Source organism: Pseudomonas bharatica, from assembly GCF_048586865.1.
Taxonomy (GTDB): Bacteria; Pseudomonadota; Gammaproteobacteria; order Pseudomonadales; family Pseudomonadaceae; genus Aquipseudomonas; species Aquipseudomonas bharatica.
The window spans coordinates 93,108-109,060 of record NZ_JBMAWR010000015.1; the positions used below are offsets into that span (position 1 = coordinate 93,108).

The window sequence follows — 15,953 nt, forward strand, 5'->3', positions numbered from 1 at the left end:
CGGCCCTTTTCCCCGCCGCACAGCCGGAGTCGCGCATGTCCCACCCCTTCGATACCCTCACCCCCGATCTGGTCCTGGATGCCATCGAAAGCCAGGACCTGCTCAGCGATGCCCGCGTGCTGGCACTGAACAGCTACGAGAACCGCGTGTACCAGGTCGGCATCGAAGACGCCGAGCCGGTGATCGCCAAGTTCTACCGCCCCGGCCGCTGGAGCGATGCCGCCATTCTCGAGGAACATGCCTTCACCGCCGAATTGGCCGGGTGCGAAGTGCCCGTGGTCGCCCCGCTGCTGCATAACGGCAAGACCCTGTTCGAACACGCCGGTTTTCGTTTTGCGCTGTTCCCCCGTCGTGGCGGTCGTGCGCCGGAGCCAGGCAATCTCGACCAGCTCTATCGCCTCGGCCAGTTGCTCGGCCGCCTGCATGCGGTCGGTGCCAGCCGTCCTTTTGTCGAGCGCGAAAGCCTCGCTGTGGATAACTTTGGCCACGCCTCGCTGAGCACCCTGCTGGAAGGCGACTTCGTGCCGAAAAGCCTGCTTCCGGCCTTCGAATCCGTGGCTCGCGACCTGCTCAAGCGCATCGAGGCCATCTACGCCCGCACACCGCACCAGCAGATCCGCCTGCATGGCGACTGCCACCCCGGCAACCTGATGTGCCGTGACGAGGTATTCCATATCGTCGACCTCGACGACTGTCGCATGGGCCCCGCAGTCCAGGACCTGTGGATGATGCTCGCCGGCAGCCGCGAAGAGCGCCTCGGCCAGCTCGCCGAGCTGATGGATGGCTACAACGAATTCCACGATTTCGATCCCCGCGAGCTGGCCTTGATCGAGCCCCTGCGCGGCCTGCGCCTTTTGCACTACAGCGCCTGGCTGGCGCGGCGCTGGGACGATCCGGCGTTCCCGCGCAGCTTCCCCTGGTTCGGCCAGGAGCGCTATTGGGGCGACCAGATCCTGGCATTGCGCGAGCAGTGCGCGGCACTGGACGAAGAGCCACTGAAATTGTTCTAGAAGCGGCAGGACCTCTGTCTACAATAGCCGCGCAACCCGTTAGCCCAAGCAAGGATCCTCATGACTGCCGCCAACCCGCGCCGCGGGTACATTCTCGGCCTGACCGCCTACATCATCTGGGGCCTGTTCCCCATCTACTTCAAGCTCCTGCAAAGCGTCCCGGCAGTGGAAATCATCGTCCACCGGGTGCTGTGGTCGGCGCTGTTCGGCGCGGCGTTGCTGCTGGTCTGGAAACACCCCGGCTGGTGGCGCGAGCTGCGCGAGAACCCGCGGCGCCTGGCCATCCTGGCCCTGAGCGGTTCGTTGATCGCCTTCAACTGGCTGACCTACGTCTGGGCGGTGAACAACGGGCGCATGCTCGAAGCCAGCCTCGGCTACTACATCAACCCGCTGGTCAACGTGTTGCTGGGCATGCTCCTGCTCGGTGAGCGCCTGCGCCGCCTGCAATGGGTCGCGGTGGGTCTGGCGGCGGCGGGCGTGGCGCAGCAGGTGTGGCAAGTGGGCAGCCTGCCGTGGGTATCGCTGGCCCTGGCCCTGAGCTTCGGTTTCTATGGGTTGATCCGCAAGCAGGCGCCTGTAGCGGCCTTGCCCGGCCTTGTAGTGGAAACCTGGATGCTGGTGCCGATCGCCATCGGCTGGCTGCTGCTCAACCCGATGGCCAGCAGCGCCCAGCCGGAGTTCTATACCACCAGCCAGGCGTTGTGGCTGATGGCTGCCGGGCCGGTGACCCTGGTGCCGCTGGTCAGCTTCAACGCGGCGGCCCGCCATCTGCCCTATACCACCCTGGGCTTCCTGCAGTACCTGGCGCCGACCCTGGTGCTGCTGCAGGCGGTGCTGCTGTTCGACGAGCACCTGTCGAGCAGCACCCTGGTTGCGTTCATGTTTATCTGGGCCGGCCTGGCCCTGTACAGCGTCGATGCCTGGCTGAGCCTGCGCAAACGCGCCTGATCAAAAAACGATCAAGCCGCTACAGGCCACGTGATTCGTGGCCTGTAGCAACCTCTCCCAAGGTTATCCACACCCTCATCCCCGCGCTTTGTGCACAAGCCGCTGATTTCTGGCGGTTTTTTGCTCAATCCTTGGGAAGCCTTGAGCCACGTGGCCTGCACGTCGCAGCCCCCAGCTTATCCACAGGGCGATCCACGCGAAAACGGGATAAGTGCCTGGGGATAACCTACTCCTCCGGACGCAGTTCCAACTCGACCATGAGGTCGTCGGCCAGCTCTTCAAGGCGCGCCTGCAGGCCGTCCAGCGACAGGGTCAGCGGTACCGCAAGCAGGGCCTCGGCATGGAACAGCGGCTCGCTGCTCATCGGTGCCGGGCGCACGTCGGTACTCAAGCGCTCCACATTGACGCCCTGCTCGGCCAGCAGACGGGTGATATCGCGGACGATCCCGGGCCTGTCATTGCCCACCAGGCTCATGGCAATCGGCTTCCATGAACAGGATGGCTCGATCCCGCTTTCCGCGATCAACACGCGAATGCCACGCTCGCCCAGGGCCTGCAGGGCGTCGACCAGTTCATCATGGGACTCGGCCGGCACGGCGATGCGCAGGATCCCGGCGAACTGCCCGGCCATCCGCGACATGCGGCTTTCCAGCCAATTGCCGTTATGCTCGGCGATGGTTTGGGCGATACGCTCGACCTGCCCGGCCTTGTCGGCGGCAATGACGGTGAGAACAAGATGGTTCACGCGGACGACCCTCTGCAATACCCGTGGAAACGCCGCTGGCAGCATGGCGTCGGGTCAGTATAGGCAAGGCGCGGCAACCTGCCGCAGAGGAACGGAAAAGCGAATCGTGTACTGTTTTAAGATTTATCTGGAACAATCCACACGTTTTTTGCGAACATATCCTTTCCCAGCGTGACCCCATGCGACCAAACGGTCGCAGAACGACGTATTTAGTCTAATTTTCACATGCGCAGCGCATCATGTAGTATGCCGCAGCGTGGACTACAAAACGTTCCGATCGATGTCTGCCAAGCGCCTGTGAAAATGCGCAACCGCCCTCCAGCCAGCCTGGCGGGCCGCATCCAGTCGCCCGTCAGGGCATGTCCTGGTGCCGTGTTTAGAGAAGCGCGCAAGGCATAAATAGAAAAGCGATATAGCTGAGCAGAGTGAGGCAAGCAATGACTGAACACGTTCAAGTCGGTGGCCTTCAGGTCGCCAAAGTCCTGTTCGACTTCGTGAACAACGAAGCGATTCCCGGAACCGGCGTCAGCGCCGAGAAGTTCTGGGCAGGTGCGGAAAAGATCATCCACGACCTCGCTCCAAAGAACAAAGCCCTGCTGAGCAAACGCGACACCCTGCAAGCGCAGATCGATGCCTGGCACCAGGCGCGCAAAGGCCAGGCCCATGACGCCGCGGCCTACAAGGCTTTCCTTCAGGAAATTGGTTATCTGCTGCCAGAAGCGTCGGATTTCCAGGTGTCCACCCAGAATGTCGACGAAGAAATCGCCGTGATGGCCGGCCCGCAGCTGGTGGTTCCGGTGATGAACGCCCGTTTCGCCCTGAACGCCTCGAACGCCCGCTGGGGCTCGCTGTATGACGCGCTGTACGGCACCGATGCCATCAGCGAAGAAGGCGGCGCCGAAAAGGGCAAGGGCTACAACAAGGTCCGCGGCGACAAGGTCATCGCCTTCGCCCGCGCCTTCCTCGACGAATCCGCGCCACTGGCCGCCGGCTCCCACGTCGACGCCACCCGCTACAGCATCGAAGGCGGCAAACTGATCGTCGCCCTCAAGGGTGGCAGCAACAGCGGCCTGCGTGACGACGCGCAACTGATCGGCTTCCAGGGCCAGGCCAGCGAGCCGACCGGCATCCTGCTCAAGCACAACGACCTGCACTTCGAAATCCAGATCGACCCGACCACCCCAGTCGGCCAGACCGACGCCGCCGGCGTGAAGGACATCCTGGTCGAAGCCGCCCTGACCACCATCATGGACTGCGAAGACTCTGTCGCTGCCGTGGATGCCGACGACAAGGTCGTGGTCTATCGCAACTGGCTGGGCCTGATGAAGGGCGACCTGGCGGAAAGCGTAAGCAAGAACGGCCAGACCTTCACCCGCACCATGAACCCGGACCGCGAGTACACCGCGCCGAACGGTGGCACTGTCACCCTGCACGGTCGTTCGCTGCTGTTCGTGCGCAACGTCGGTCACCTGATGACCATCGACGCGATCCTCGACAAGGACGGTAACGAAGTGCCCGAGGGCATCCTCGACGGCCTGGTCACCAACCTCGCGGCGATGCACAACCTGAACGGCAACACCTCGCGCAAGAACAGCCGCAAGGGTTCGGTGTACATCGTCAAGCCGAAGATGCACGGCCCGGAAGAAGCCGCGTTCACCAACGAGCTGTTCGGCCGCATCGAAGACATGCTGGGCCTGCCGCACAACACCCTGAAAGTCGGGATCATGGACGAGGAGCGCCGCACCACGGTCAACCTCAAGGCATGCATCAAGGCCGCCAGCGAGCGCGTAGTGTTCATCAACACCGGCTTCCTCGACCGGACCGGCGACGAGATCCACACCTCCATGGAAGCCGGCGCGATGGTGCGCAAGGGTGCCATGAAGGCGCAGAAATGGATCGGCGCCTACGAGAACTCCAACGTCGATATCGGCCTGGCCACCGGCCTGCAAGGCCGTGCCCAGATCGGCAAGGGCATGTGGGCCATGCCGGACCTGATGGCCGACATGCTGGAGCAGAAGATCGCCCACCCGCTGGCCGGTGCCAACACCGCCTGGGTACCGTCGCCGACCGCTGCGGCCCTGCACGTGCTGCATTACCACAAGGTCAACGTCAAGGAACGCCAGGCCGAACTGGCCAAGCGTGCCCCGGCGTCCGTGGACGACATCCTGACCATCCCGCTGGCACCGGACACCAACTGGTCCGCCGAGGAAATCCGCAACGAGCTGGACAACAATGCCCAGGGCATCCTCGGCTACGTGGTGCGCTGGATCGACCAGGGCGTGGGTTGTTCGAAGGTGCCGGACATCAACGATGTCGGCCTGATGGAAGACCGCGCCACATTGCGCATCTCCGCCCAGTTGCTGGCCAACTGGCTGCGACATGGCGTGGTGACCGAAGCGCAGGTAGTGGAAGGCCTGAAGCGCATGGCGCCGGTGGTGGACAAGCAGAACGCCAACGACCCGCTGTACCGCCCGATGGCACCGGACTTCGACAACAACATCGCCTTCCAGGCGGCGGTCGAGCTGGTAGTGGAAGGTGCCAGGCAGCCGAACGGCTACACCGAGCCGGTGCTGCATCGTCGTCGTCGCGAGTACAAGGCGCGTAACGGCCTGTAAGTGATGGGTCGACCAGGCAATGATTGTCCTGGTCGGCGCGGTCCTGTGGGAGCGGGTTCACCCGCGATTGTGGTAGTGAATTCACCGACGTAATCGCGGCGGTCCGGCGATCCGGTAAACCCGCTCCCACAGGGTCCGTGCAAAGGCTTCTTTTCAGCTGATCCCCAGCTCCCGCCGCACCAACTCCATCAATTTCCCCACCTCGATCGGCTTGAGCAGGAAGTCCACGACGCTCAGGTGCATCGCGGTGATCGCGTCCTGCACCCCGGCATCCCCGGAAATGATGATGATCGGCAGCTCCGCCCGCTCCGACTCGCGCACCTTGCCGATCAGTTCCAGGCCATCGAAGGGCCCCATTCGCAAATCGGTGACCAGCAATCCGATGCGCCGGTCGCGCAGGATCGTCTTCAGCGCCTCGCGCGCATCGGTCAGGGCAAGGCATTCGATGCCTTCGGCCTGGAGGTACTGGGCCAGCAACTCGCTGGCGTCTTCATCATCATCGACGACCAGCACTTTCTGCGGCCGGGCGGGCGGTGCGGACACTTCCGCCAGGGCCTCGCGCTCTGCGTCGCTCAGTAAATCGTCGTGGTCAGGCATGGGCATCTCATTGGTTCCAGAGCACGCAAAAGCTCATTTATCAAGTTCAGACCGCAAACAGAGCGCTTGCAACCTGCATTTCGTCGGCGCCCTAGACTTACGTCCAATGGGCACCCGGCCCTTGCACATCCGACCATGGCGGCAATAACAACAATCGGTTTCGCCCACGAGACCCCGAGACGGTGCCGTTGATGAGCAAAATGGACGCGTTCGACCAGGCCGGTAAAACCGCGGTAATGCAGAACATCCAGGGGACCATGCAGTTCCTGCAGCGCTTTCCGCCGTTCAACCAGATGGAAAACGCCCATCTGGCGTACCTGGTGGAACAGTGCCAGCTGCGCTTCTACGCCGCCGGGGACAGCATCATCAAACCCGCCGACGGCCCCGTCGAGCACTTCTTCATCGTCAAGCAGGGCCGCGTGGTCGGCGAGCGCACCCATGTGGTCAAGGGCGGCACGGAAACCACCTTCGAAATCACCCGCGGCGAATGCTTCCCGCTGGCCGCCCTGCTCGGCGAAAGGGCTACCCGCACCGAGCATATCGCCGGCGAGGACACCTTCTGCCTGCAACTGAACAAGGCCGCCTTTATCCGCCTGTTCGCCCTGTCCGATGTGTTTCGGGATTTTTCCCTGCGTGGCGTGAGCAGCCTGCTCGACCAGGTCAACCAGCAGGTCCAGCGCCGTGCCGTGGAAACCCTGGGCAACCAGTATTCACTCAACACCCGCCTCGGTGAACTGGCGATGCGTCATCCGGTGGTCTGCACGCCGGCAACCAGCCTGCGCGAAGCGGTGCGGATGATGGATGAGAGCCAGGTCGGCAGCATCGTGATCGTCGATGAGCAGCGCTTTCCGGTGGGCATCTTTACCTTGCGCGACCTGCGCCAGGTGGTGGCACGCGCCGAAACCGACCTTGACTCGGCGGTGTCCGGGCACATGACGGCCTCGCCGTTCTACCTGCCGCCCCAGGCCAGCGCCTTCGATGCCGCCATTGCCATGACCGAACGCCACATCGCCCACGTCTGCCTGGTAGAGGACCGCCGCCTGTGCGGCGTGGTTTCCGAGCGCGACCTGTTTTCCCTGCAACGGGTCGATCTGGTTCACCTGGCCCGCACCATCCGCAGCGCGCCGCGCCTGGACAACCTGGTCGCCCTGCGCGGCGAGATCGGCCAGTTGGTGGAGCGCATGCTGGCCCACGGCGCCTCCTCGACGCAGATCACCCACATCATCACCCTGCTCAACGACCACACCGTATGCCGGGTGATCGAACTGGCGATCGAGGACAAGGGCGACCCCGGCGTACCTTTCTCCTGGCTGTGCTTCGGCAGCGAAGGCCGCCGCGAGCAGACACTGCACACCGACCAGGACAACGGCATCCTCTTCGAGGCGAAGGACGCGGTGGAAGCCGCCGCGATCCGCGAGCGCCTGCTGCCCCTGGCCCAGCGCATCAACCAGGACCTGGCGCAATGCGGCTTCAGCCTGTGCAAGGGCAACATCATGGCCGGCAACCCGGAGCTGTGCCTGTCGCGCAGCGAATGGGCCCGGCGCTTCTCCGCATTCATCCGCGAGGCGACCCCGGAAAACCTGCTGGCCTCGAGCATTTACTTCGACCTGCGGGTGGTCTGGGGCGATGACCGGGGCTGCGAGCAACTGCGCCACGGCATCCTTGAACAGGTCGCCGACAACCGCCTGTTCCAGCGCATGATGGCCGACAACGCGCTGCGCCAGAAACCGCCCGTGGGCCGCTTCCGCGAATTCGTCCTGACCCGCAGCGGCAATGACAAGGCCGCCACCCTCGACCTCAAGGTCCAGGGCCTGACGCCTTTCGTCGATGGCGCACGCCTGCTGGCCCTGGCCCACGGCATCAGCGCCAACAACACCCTGGAGCGCCTGCGCCAACTGGTGGAAAAAGAGGTGATCGACCCACTGGACGGCGGTGCCTTCGAGGAGGCGTATCACTTCATCCAGCAGACCCGCATGCAGCAGCACCAGATCCAGACCCGGCAGAACCTTCCCTACTCCAACCGCGTCGATCCGGACGACCTGAACGACCTGGACCGGCGCATCCTGCGTGAATCCCTGCGGCAGGCCCAGCGCCTGCAAAGCAGCCTGGCGCTGCGGTACCAGCTATGAGCCTGTTCGCCTGGCTGCGTCCCGCCCAACCCACCCTGCAGGACGACCAGCGCCAGCGTCTGGCCCGGCTGGCTGCCGCGCCCGTCCTGGACGAGCGGCCCCTGCGCCAGCAGCGCTGGGTGGTGCTGGACCTGGAAACCAGCGGCCTCAACCTTAACCGCGACCAGGTGTTGTCCATCGGCGCGGTGGTGATCGAGGACGGCGCCATCGACTTCGGCCAGCAATTCGAACGCACCCTGCACCGTCACGACCACAAGCTGGCGCCCAGCGTGCTGATCCACGGCCTGGCACCCAGCGCCATCGCCGCGGGGTGCGATCCGGCGCAAGCCTTGCTGGACCTGATGGAGTTCATCGGCGACAGCCCGCTGCTGGCTTTCCACGCCGGGTTCGACCAGCGCATGCTGGGCCGCGCACTCAAGGACAGCCTCGGCTACAAGCTCCAGCACCCGTTCATGGATGTCGCCGAACTGGCACCGCTGCTCAACCCGGACGTTGTGCTACGGGACGCCGGGCTCGATGACTGGATCGCTCATTTCGGCCTGCAGGTCGAGGAACGCCACAACGCCAGCGCCGATGCCCAGGTTACTGCCGAAATCGCCTTGATCCTGTTCAGCCAGGCCCGACGCCAGTTGCTCGACAGTCCGCGGCAGCTGGAACAGCGCCTGCAAGGCTGGCGGCGCAAGCGCCAGCAGCATCACGGTTTGTAAGACCTTTCCCGGAAAGACCAACGAGCAATCCGATAAGCGTTAATTGCACAGTGCTAGCTGCTCTGACACAATCGCGAATAATTCTCGTTAGTTAACACTTTCTTTTTCCGGGGAACGCCTTGTCGTCCGTACCTAGCCCTCACAGCGAGCTGGTTGGCGCACTGTACCGCGATCACCGCAGCTGGCTGCTCGCCTGGCTGCGCCGCAACCTCGCCAGCGCCGAACGTGCCGAAGACCTGAGCCAGGACACCTTCGTTCGTCTGCTCGGCCGCGACGAGCTGACCGCCCCGCGCCAGCCGCGGGCGTTCCTGATGGCGGTGGCCAAAGGGCTGCTGTTCGACCATTTCCGCCGCACCGCGCTGGAACAGGCCTATCTGGACGAACTGCTGCTGATGCCCGAGGCCGAGCACCCGTCTCCGGAAGCCCTGCACCTGATCCTCGAAGACCTTAAGGCCATCGACCGTCTGCTCGGCAAGCTGTCGAGCAAGGCCCGCGCGGCCTTCCTGCACAGCCGCCTGGACGGCATGAGCCACGCCGAGATCGCCGACAGGCTCGGCGTTTCGGTAGCACGGGTGCGCCAGTACCTGGCCCAGGGCATGCGCCAGTGCTACATCGCCCTGTACGGCGAGCCGACATGAAGGGGATGAATGGTGCACCGGTCTCGGCCCCGGTGCTCGATGCCGCGATCAACTGGCAATTGTGCTTCGATGCCGGCAGCGACAGCGCCCAGCAGCGGGCCGAGTTCGAGCGCTGGCATGCCGCGAGCGAGGAGCACGCCCGGGCCTGGCGACAACTGGGCATGCTCGACCAGCGTTTCGCCGCGGCCGCGGGCCCGGCACGCAAGGCCTTGCAGCAATCCCGCGTCGGCCTGCGCCAGCGCGTGCGCAAGCTCGGCGGCGGGCTGGCCAGCCTGGTACTGCTGGGTGGCCTGCTCAACTGGATCAACCTGCACCAGCCGCTGGGCTACTGGCTCGCCGACCAACGCACCGGCACCGGCGAAACCCGCAGCCTGCGCCTGGACGACGGCACCCTGGTCAGCCTTGCCACGCACTCCGCCGTGGATATCCGCTTCACGGCCAAGGAGCGCCTGATCGTCCTGCACGATGGCGAGATCTCCGTCGAGACCGGACACAAGGACAACGACCGACGGCCCTTCGTGGTCGCTACCGACGACGGCCGCCTGCGTGCCCTGGGCACCCGTTTCCTGGTGCGCCTGGAGAGCGACGGCACGCGGTTGAGCGTGTTGCAGTCGGCAGTCGCGGCCAAGCCGCAGGACAGCGGCGAGGAGCAGGTGGTGCAGGAAGGTCACCAGGTGTTGATGAACCATGAGCGCCTGGGGCGGATCGACACACTCGCGGTCGGGGCCGACGCCTGGACCCGCGGCATGCTGGTGGTGGACAACGTGCGGCTGGCAGATCTGGTCGGCGAACTGGGTCGTTATCGCACCGGATACCTGGGCGTGGCACCGGAAGTGGCGGACCTGCGCATCACCGGAAGCTTCCCGCTGCATGACACCGACCTGGCGCTGAAGTCGTTGTTGCCGACCTTGCCGGTGCAGGTGCAGCAGCGCACGCCATGGTGGGTGACCGTGGTGGCTCGCGCAGACAAATAAGTGCTGTGCCTATCGCTGGCAACGCCAGCTCCCACAGGGAATATGCGATCCCTGTGGGAGCTGGCGTTGCCAGCGATCAGGCCCTCACAAACACCACCGAAATCTAAATCAAAAATATTTTCACTAACCCCTATCACTTTTCGTTTTTCGTTCGGCATGGAGGCTACTCAGTACAAAATTCCCGTCGAGGACCCGCATGACCCGCTCAATCGAAAGCCTCCTGCGCCCCAGCCTGCTGGCCATGGCCATCACCATCGCCGCCCCCCTGGCCGCCACGCCGCTGCTCGCCGCCGAACAGACCCAAAGCTACAACCTGCCGGCGGCCCCGCTGGCCAGCACCCTGACCCGGATCGCCAGCCAGGCAGGAATCGCCCTGACGCTGGATCCGGCATTGGCCAGCGGCAAGAGCTCGGCACCGGTCAACGGCCAGTACGATGGCGTCAGCGCCATGCAACAGGCCCTGCGCGGCACCGGTCTGCAACTGCAACAAAGCAGCGTCGGCACCTACAGCCTGGTAGCGATTCCAGAGGGCACCCTGGCCCTGCCGGAAACCGAGATCAACGCCGCCGGCAATTACGAAAGCGCCTGGGGCGCGGTCGAAGGCTACACCGCCACCCGCTCCGCCGCTGGCACCAAGACCGACACCGCCATTGCCGAGATTCCTCGCTCGATGACCGTGGTCACTCGCCAGCAGATGGAGGACCGCCCGGTCCTCAACCTCAACGATGCACTGCGCTATGCCGCCGGCGTGCAAAGCAGCGGCTACGGCTCCGACTCGCGCAGCGACTGGCTGCTGGTTCGCGGCTTCGTGCCAACCCAGTTCCTCGACGGCCTGCCGTTGCCACGGGGCAACTACGCCACGCCGAAGATCGAGACCTGGAACCTCGAGCGCGTCGCCGTCCTGCGCGGCCCGGCCTCCTCGGTCTATGGCCAGACCCCGCCCGGCGGCCTGGTGGACATGGTCACCCGTCGCCCGCAAGCCGAAAGCAGCAATGAATTGGAAGTCCAGGTCGGCAGCAACGAACACCGCCAGATCAACTTCGACAGCACCGGCAAGATCGACGACGACGGCCAATTCCTCTACCGCGTCAGCGGTACCGTGCGCGACAGCAACGCTCCGGTCGACCACATCCCGGACAAACGCTACAACCTGGCGCCGAGCGTCACCTGGAATATCAACGATGATACCCGGCTGACCTTCATCTCCCAGTTCACCCGGGACGATACCGGTATCACCGGGCAGTTCCTGCCGCTGCAAGGAACCAAGATCGACAGCGCCGCAGGCAAGATTTCCCATCACAAGAACCTTGGCGATCCGGACTGGGAATCCTACGACCGCACCTACTACGCCCTTGGCTACGCCTTCGAGACCCGGCTCAACGACACCTGGCAGTTCCGCCAGAACCTGCGCTACACCCGCAACGAGCTGGACTTCAAGGGCATCACCGCCGGTGGCAGTATCTGGCCAGCCGGCCCGGACCAGGCCGTACAACCGGATGGCACAGTCGCCCGCACCGCCGGTATCGTCGAGGAAGACATCGGCCAGTTCGCCGTGGACAACAATTTCCAGGCCGATTTCCAGACCGGCGCAATCAGCCACACCCTGCTGCTCGGCCTCGACCACCAGCGCTCCACCTCCGATGCGCGCTGGCGCTGGGGCTCGGCCGGCGTGCCGTCGAGCAACATCCACAAGCCGATCTACGGACAGGACTTCTCCAACGTCACGTACTTCGACATGTACGACTACACCCAAAAGATCCAGCAGACCGGTCTGTACATCCAGAACCAACTGGCCCTGGACAACTGGCGCCTGACCCTGGGCGGTCGTGAAGACTGGGTGCACAACGGCACCACCTTCCACAACCTGGGCGACGCCACCAACACCCTGCGCGACAAGCAGTTCAGCGGCAACGCGGCCCTGAGCTACGTGTTCGACAACGGCATCACCCCGTACATCTCCTACGCCGAGTCGTTCCAGCCGGCCATCGGCACCCAGGTCGCCAGTACCGGCACCTTCAAGCCGACCGAAGGCAAGCAATACGAACTGGGCGTGAAGTACCAGCCGCCAGGCAGCAAGACCCTGCTGACCGCTGCGGTATTCGACCTGACCCAGCAAAACATGTCGGTCACCGAGGCCAATATCACCCGCCAGGTCGGTGAAGTGCGCAACCGTGGCCTGGAGCTGGAAGCCACGTCCGACGTGACCGAGAGCCTCAAGCTGGTGGCCTCGTACACCTATAACGACAGCGAAATCACCAAGGGCACCGCAGAAGAGAAAGGCAAGCGCATGGCCCAGGTGCCACGCAACCAGGCCACCGCCTGGGCCGACTACACCTGGCGCAGCGGCCTGCTCGACGGCTTCGGCGTTGGTGCCGGGGTGCGCTATGTCGGCGACACCTACGGCAACACCACCAACACCTACTGGGGTCATGTAGGTTCCTACACCGTCTACGATGCCTCGGTGCACTACGACCTGGGCCGCGTCAACAGCAGCCTCAAGGGCATGACCGTGGCGGTGGACGCGAAGAACCTGTTCAACAAGGACTACCTGTCCACCTGCGACGGCTACTACTGCTACTACGGCGACGAGCGCAACGTGGTGGCCAGCGTGAACTACAAGTTCTAAGCCGGGATGAAGAGCAAGACCATCCGCCGCTGGTCCGCAGTCCACAGCTGGACCAGCCTGATCTGCACCCTGTTCCTGCTGCTCCTGGCAGTAACGGGGCTGCCGCTGATCTTCCATCACGAGATCGACCACCTGCTGGGCGATGCGCCCGAGTTGCAGGAGATGCCTGCCGACACGCCCAGGCTGGACCTCCAACAGCTTGTCCTGAAGGCCGAGGCACACCGCCCGGGCGAGGTGATGCAGTACTTCGGCTGGGACGAGGACGACAGCAACGGCGTGGTGGCGATCATGGCGGCCAGCGCCGGCACCGAGCCGAACTCGTCGCATACCTTCATGCTCGACGCCCGTACCGGCGAGGCGGTGGAAATGCCGTCGGCCAACGGCGGCTTCATGATGGTCATGCTGCGCCTGCACGTGGACATGTTCGCCGGGCTGCCAGGCAAGCTGCTGCTGGCCTTCATGGGCGTGCTGTTCGTGGTGGCGATCATTTCCGGGGTGGTGCTCTACGCACCCTTCATGCGCCGCCTGGACTTCGCCACCGTGCGCCATGAAAAGGCTCGGCGTACGCGCTGGCTCGACCTGCATAACCTGATCGGCATCGTCACCCTGACCTGGGCCTTGGTGGTCGGCATGACCGGGGTGATCAGCGCGCTGTCCGACCTGGTCATCGCCGCCTGGCGCAACGACAGCCTGGCACAGATGGTCGCGCCGTACCGGGATGCGCCGCCGCTGACCGAACCGGCTCCGGTCAGCCGGGTCCTGGATATCGCAGCCGGAGCCGCGCCGGGCATGCAGCCGGACTTCATCGCCTTCCCGGGCACGCGCTTCTCCAGCGAGCACCACTATGCGGTGTTCATGAAAGGCAGCACGCACCTGACCTCGCACCTGCTGACGCCGGTATTGATCGATGCCAGCACCCTGAAGGTCACGGCCGTGGGCGAGCGCCCCTGGTACATGGATGCCATGGGCCTGTCGGCGCCCCTGCATTTCGGCGACTACGGCGGCCGCCCCATGCAGATGCTCTGGGCAGCGCTGGATGTGCTGACCATCATCGTGCTGGGCAGCGGGCTGTACCTGTGGTGGGTGCGCCGACGGACGGAGGTGGGCCGATGAACTGGAAGGTATTCGGCATGCCGCTGCTGATCGGCGTGCTCGGCGCGGCGGGGCTGTTTGCCGCGCTGCTCGGGGATGGCTGGTGGGATGTCCTGTCCTGGGTTGGGCTGGGGTTGCCGGCGTGGTATGGGTTCAGGGGGTTCTTCAGGTCTCCCTGAATATCCAGCGGCCAGTGCGGTCCTTGTGGGAGCGGGTTCACCCGCGATTGCGGTGGTGGCCACACTGACGCAATCGCGGGTGAACCCGCTCCCACAGGGTCCGCGTACGGCCTCTGCGTCGGTGCTAGGGAACATTCCCCCAAAATCCCGATCCAACCCTCGTTTTCCCTGCCTTTCCCGGCTGACGAGGTTCCTCTCCATGAAACGCTTCGCCCTGGTCTCCTTCCTGGCCCTGGCTGCCACCCCGGTGTTCGCCTTCAATCTCGGCGATGCGGCCAACGCCATCTCGACCATTCAAGGCCAGCAGAACAAGGCTCCGGTCCAGGCGCCCGAAGCCTCGGCCAACCTGCTCAATACCCTGGGCAGTCAATTGAACATCACGCCCGAGCAAGCCATCGGCGGCACCGGTGCCCTGCTGGGCCTGGCGCGCAACCAGCTCAGCGGCAGCGACTACGAACAACTGAGCAAGGCGGTACCGGGCCTGGACATGCTGTCCGGGGACAACGCCCTGGGCGGGCTGGCGGGGCTGGGTGAACTGCTCGGCAAGAGCGGAGAAAGCTCGGCCCTGGGCAATGCCCTGGGTGGCAATGTGAAGAACGGCACCGACCTGAACAACGCCTTCAGCGCACTGGGCATGGATATCGGGATGATCGGCCAGTTCGCCCCGCTGATCCTGCAATACCTCGGCCAGCAGGGCGTGGCCGGTTCGCTGCTGCAGAGCCTGGCCGGCATCTGGGGCCACGGCACTACCGCACCGCTGGCCCCGACGCCGCGCTCATCGGTTTAATTCGGCGCGCAGGCGCTCGATGCGCTCGTCCTTGTCGTGCCACAGCTGGTTGACCCAGGCCTGCACGGCCTGGCGCACGGCGGGGTCGGTTTCGTAGTCGCCGGCCCACAGCGCCGGGTCCAGCTCGCGCACCTCGATATCGACGATCACCCGCGGGATCGAGCCGCTGACCAGGTCCCAGAACCCCGGGGCCTTGTCGCCCGGATAGACGATGGTCACGTCCAGCAGCGCATCCAGCTGTTCGCCCAGCGCCGCCAGGACGAACGCCACCCCGCCCGCCTTGGGCTTGAGCAGGTGCTTGTACGGCGACTGCTGCGCCGCACGCTTGGCCTCGGTGAACCGGGTGCCTTCAAGGTAGTTCACCACTGTCACCGGCTGGCGCTTGAACAGCTCGCAGGCGGCCTTGGTGATTTCCAGGTCCTGGCCCTTGAGGTGCGGGTGCTTGTCGAGAAAGGCCTTGCTGTAGCGCTTCATGAACGGGTAATCCAGCGCCCACCAGGCCAGGCCCAGCAGCGGCACCCAGATCAGTTCCTTCTTCAGGAAGAACTTGAAGAACGGGATCTTGCGGTTGAGCACCTGGATCAACGCCGGGATATCCACCCAGGTCTGGTGGTTGCTGACCGCCAGGTACGAGGTGTCCAGGCGCAGGTTCGAGTTGCCGCGCACATCCCAGACCGTAGGAATGCACAGGGCGAAGATCAGCTTGTCGATCTCGGCCCAGGTCTCGGCGAACCACATCACCATCCATGACGCGTAGTCGCGGTAGCGACCGGGCAGGACCAGCTTGAGCAAGGCGAAAACCATCAGCGGCCCGATAAGGACCAGGGTGTTGAGCAACAGCAACAGGGTGACGAAACTGCCGGTGAGCAGGCGACGCATAAGTCGACTCTTATCGTGGGAAAACAG

At 64.5% G+C, this 15,953-nt stretch carries 14 protein-coding genes; 11 read left to right on the forward strand and 3 right to left on the reverse strand.

From position 1 onward, the window contains the following. Positions 1–35 precede the first annotated feature (35 nt). Positions 36–1,010: a serine/threonine protein kinase gene (locus ACKLLE_RS17595; protein WP_009404175.1), complete on the forward strand. Its 975-nt coding sequence runs from the start codon at positions 36–38 to the stop codon at positions 1,008–1,010. Positions 1,011–1,070: 60 nt separating this feature from the next. Continuing rightward, positions 1,071–1,958 (forward strand): EamA family transporter RarD, encoded by an 888-nt coding sequence (gene rarD / locus ACKLLE_RS17600; protein ID WP_009404173.1) that lies wholly within the window; start codon positions 1,071–1,073, stop codon positions 1,956–1,958. Between the two features lie 226 nt (positions 1,959–2,184). Here rarD and ACKLLE_RS17605 read toward each other — a convergent pair whose 3' ends face one another. Next, positions 2,185–2,703, reverse strand: coding sequence for a glycine cleavage system transcriptional repressor (locus ACKLLE_RS17605; protein ID WP_064303018.1), 519 nt, complete (start codon positions 2,701–2,703; stop codon positions 2,185–2,187). A 437-nt stretch (positions 2,704–3,140) separates the two neighbouring features. Here ACKLLE_RS17605 and ACKLLE_RS17610 point away from each other — a divergent pair, with 437 nt between their 5' ends. Then, positions 3,141–5,318: a malate synthase G gene (locus ACKLLE_RS17610; protein WP_420058637.1), complete on the forward strand. Its 2,178-nt coding sequence runs from the start codon at positions 3,141–3,143 to the stop codon at positions 5,316–5,318. Between the two features lie 153 nt (positions 5,319–5,471). Here ACKLLE_RS17610 and ACKLLE_RS17615 read toward each other — a convergent pair whose 3' ends face one another. Continuing rightward, the gene (locus ACKLLE_RS17615; protein ID WP_037061633.1) at positions 5,472–5,915 is read right to left on the reverse strand and encodes a response regulator; all 444 of its coding nucleotides are present in this window, start codon (positions 5,913–5,915) and stop codon (positions 5,472–5,474) included. 191 nt (positions 5,916–6,106) lie between these two features. Between ACKLLE_RS17615 and ACKLLE_RS17620 the strand changes: the two genes are divergently transcribed. The 8 genes from ACKLLE_RS17620 (at position 6,107) to ACKLLE_RS17655 (ending at position 15,047) form a co-directional block, all read left to right on the forward strand. Continuing rightward, on the forward strand, positions 6,107–8,044 hold the full coding sequence (locus tag ACKLLE_RS17620) for a DUF294 nucleotidyltransferase-like domain-containing protein (RefSeq protein WP_064303019.1): 1,938 nt from the start codon (positions 6,107–6,109) through the stop codon (positions 8,042–8,044). Next, positions 8,041–8,751, forward strand: a complete 711-nt coding sequence (locus ACKLLE_RS17625; protein WP_420058638.1) for a 3'-5' exonuclease — start codon at positions 8,041–8,043, stop codon at positions 8,749–8,751. Before ACKLLE_RS17620 ends, ACKLLE_RS17625 begins: the two co-directional genes overlap by 4 nt. A 119-nt stretch (positions 8,752–8,870) precedes the next feature. Then, entirely contained in the window at positions 8,871–9,389 is a 519-nt protein-coding gene (locus tag ACKLLE_RS17630; RefSeq protein ID WP_009404165.1) for an RNA polymerase sigma factor, read from the forward strand. Then, complete coding sequence (locus ACKLLE_RS17635; RefSeq protein WP_064303672.1) at positions 9,386–10,363, forward strand: FecR domain-containing protein; 978 nt, start codon at positions 9,386–9,388, stop codon at positions 10,361–10,363. Before ACKLLE_RS17630 ends, ACKLLE_RS17635 begins: the two co-directional genes overlap by 4 nt. 196 nt (positions 10,364–10,559) lie before the next feature. Beyond that, entirely contained in the window at positions 10,560–12,989 is a 2,430-nt protein-coding gene (locus ACKLLE_RS17640) for a TonB-dependent siderophore receptor (RefSeq protein WP_420058639.1), read from the forward strand. Positions 12,990–12,995: 6 nt separating this feature from the next. Beyond that, positions 12,996–14,102: a PepSY-associated TM helix domain-containing protein gene (locus tag ACKLLE_RS17645; RefSeq protein WP_420058640.1), complete on the forward strand. Its 1,107-nt coding sequence runs from the start codon at positions 12,996–12,998 to the stop codon at positions 14,100–14,102. Then, positions 14,099–14,260: a hypothetical protein gene (locus tag ACKLLE_RS17650; RefSeq protein ID WP_420058641.1), complete on the forward strand. Its 162-nt coding sequence runs from the start codon at positions 14,099–14,101 to the stop codon at positions 14,258–14,260. The genes ACKLLE_RS17645 and ACKLLE_RS17650 overlap by 4 nt, the downstream gene beginning before the upstream one ends. 199 nt (positions 14,261–14,459) lie before the next feature. Next, on the forward strand, positions 14,460–15,047 hold the full coding sequence (locus ACKLLE_RS17655) for a DUF2780 domain-containing protein (RefSeq protein WP_420058642.1): 588 nt from the start codon (positions 14,460–14,462) through the stop codon (positions 15,045–15,047). Here ACKLLE_RS17655 and ACKLLE_RS17660 read toward each other — a convergent pair. After that, positions 15,036–15,926, reverse strand: coding sequence for an acyltransferase (locus ACKLLE_RS17660; RefSeq protein WP_064303676.1), 891 nt, complete (start codon positions 15,924–15,926; stop codon positions 15,036–15,038). The genes ACKLLE_RS17655 and ACKLLE_RS17660 overlap by 12 nt on opposite strands. Positions 15,927–15,953: the final 27 nt, after the last annotated feature.

Excerpts from the sequence above, each read along its gene's own strand:
- ACKLLE_RS17610 (WP_420058637.1), top strand. The coding sequence starts at position 3,141 with ATGACTGAACACGTTCAAGTCGGTGGCCTTCAGGTCGCCAAAGTCCTG.
- ACKLLE_RS17615 (WP_037061633.1), bottom strand. The coding sequence starts at position 5,915 with ATGCCTGACCACGACGATTTACTGAGCGACGCAGAGCGCGAGGCCCTG.
- ACKLLE_RS17650 (WP_420058641.1), top strand. The coding sequence starts at position 14,099 with ATGAACTGGAAGGTATTCGGCATGCCGCTGCTGATCGGCGTGCTCGGC.
- ACKLLE_RS17595 (WP_009404175.1), top strand. The coding sequence starts at position 36 with ATGTCCCACCCCTTCGATACCCTCACCCCCGATCTGGTCCTGGATGCC.
- ACKLLE_RS17635 (WP_064303672.1), top strand. The coding sequence starts at position 9,386 with ATGAAGGGGATGAATGGTGCACCGGTCTCGGCCCCGGTGCTCGATGCC.
- ACKLLE_RS17660 (WP_064303676.1), bottom strand. The coding sequence starts at position 15,926 with ATGCGTCGCCTGCTCACCGGCAGTTTCGTCACCCTGTTGCTGTTGCTC.
- ACKLLE_RS17640 (WP_420058639.1), top strand. The coding sequence starts at position 10,560 with ATGACCCGCTCAATCGAAAGCCTCCTGCGCCCCAGCCTGCTGGCCATG.
- ACKLLE_RS17625 (WP_420058638.1), top strand. The coding sequence starts at position 8,041 with ATGAGCCTGTTCGCCTGGCTGCGTCCCGCCCAACCCACCCTGCAGGAC.
- ACKLLE_RS17655 (WP_420058642.1), top strand. The coding sequence starts at position 14,460 with ATGAAACGCTTCGCCCTGGTCTCCTTCCTGGCCCTGGCTGCCACCCCG.
- ACKLLE_RS17620 (WP_064303019.1), top strand. The coding sequence starts at position 6,107 with ATGAGCAAAATGGACGCGTTCGACCAGGCCGGTAAAACCGCGGTAATG.
- ACKLLE_RS17645 (WP_420058640.1), top strand. The coding sequence starts at position 12,996 with ATGAAGAGCAAGACCATCCGCCGCTGGTCCGCAGTCCACAGCTGGACC.
- rarD (WP_009404173.1), top strand. The coding sequence starts at position 1,071 with ATGACTGCCGCCAACCCGCGCCGCGGGTACATTCTCGGCCTGACCGCC.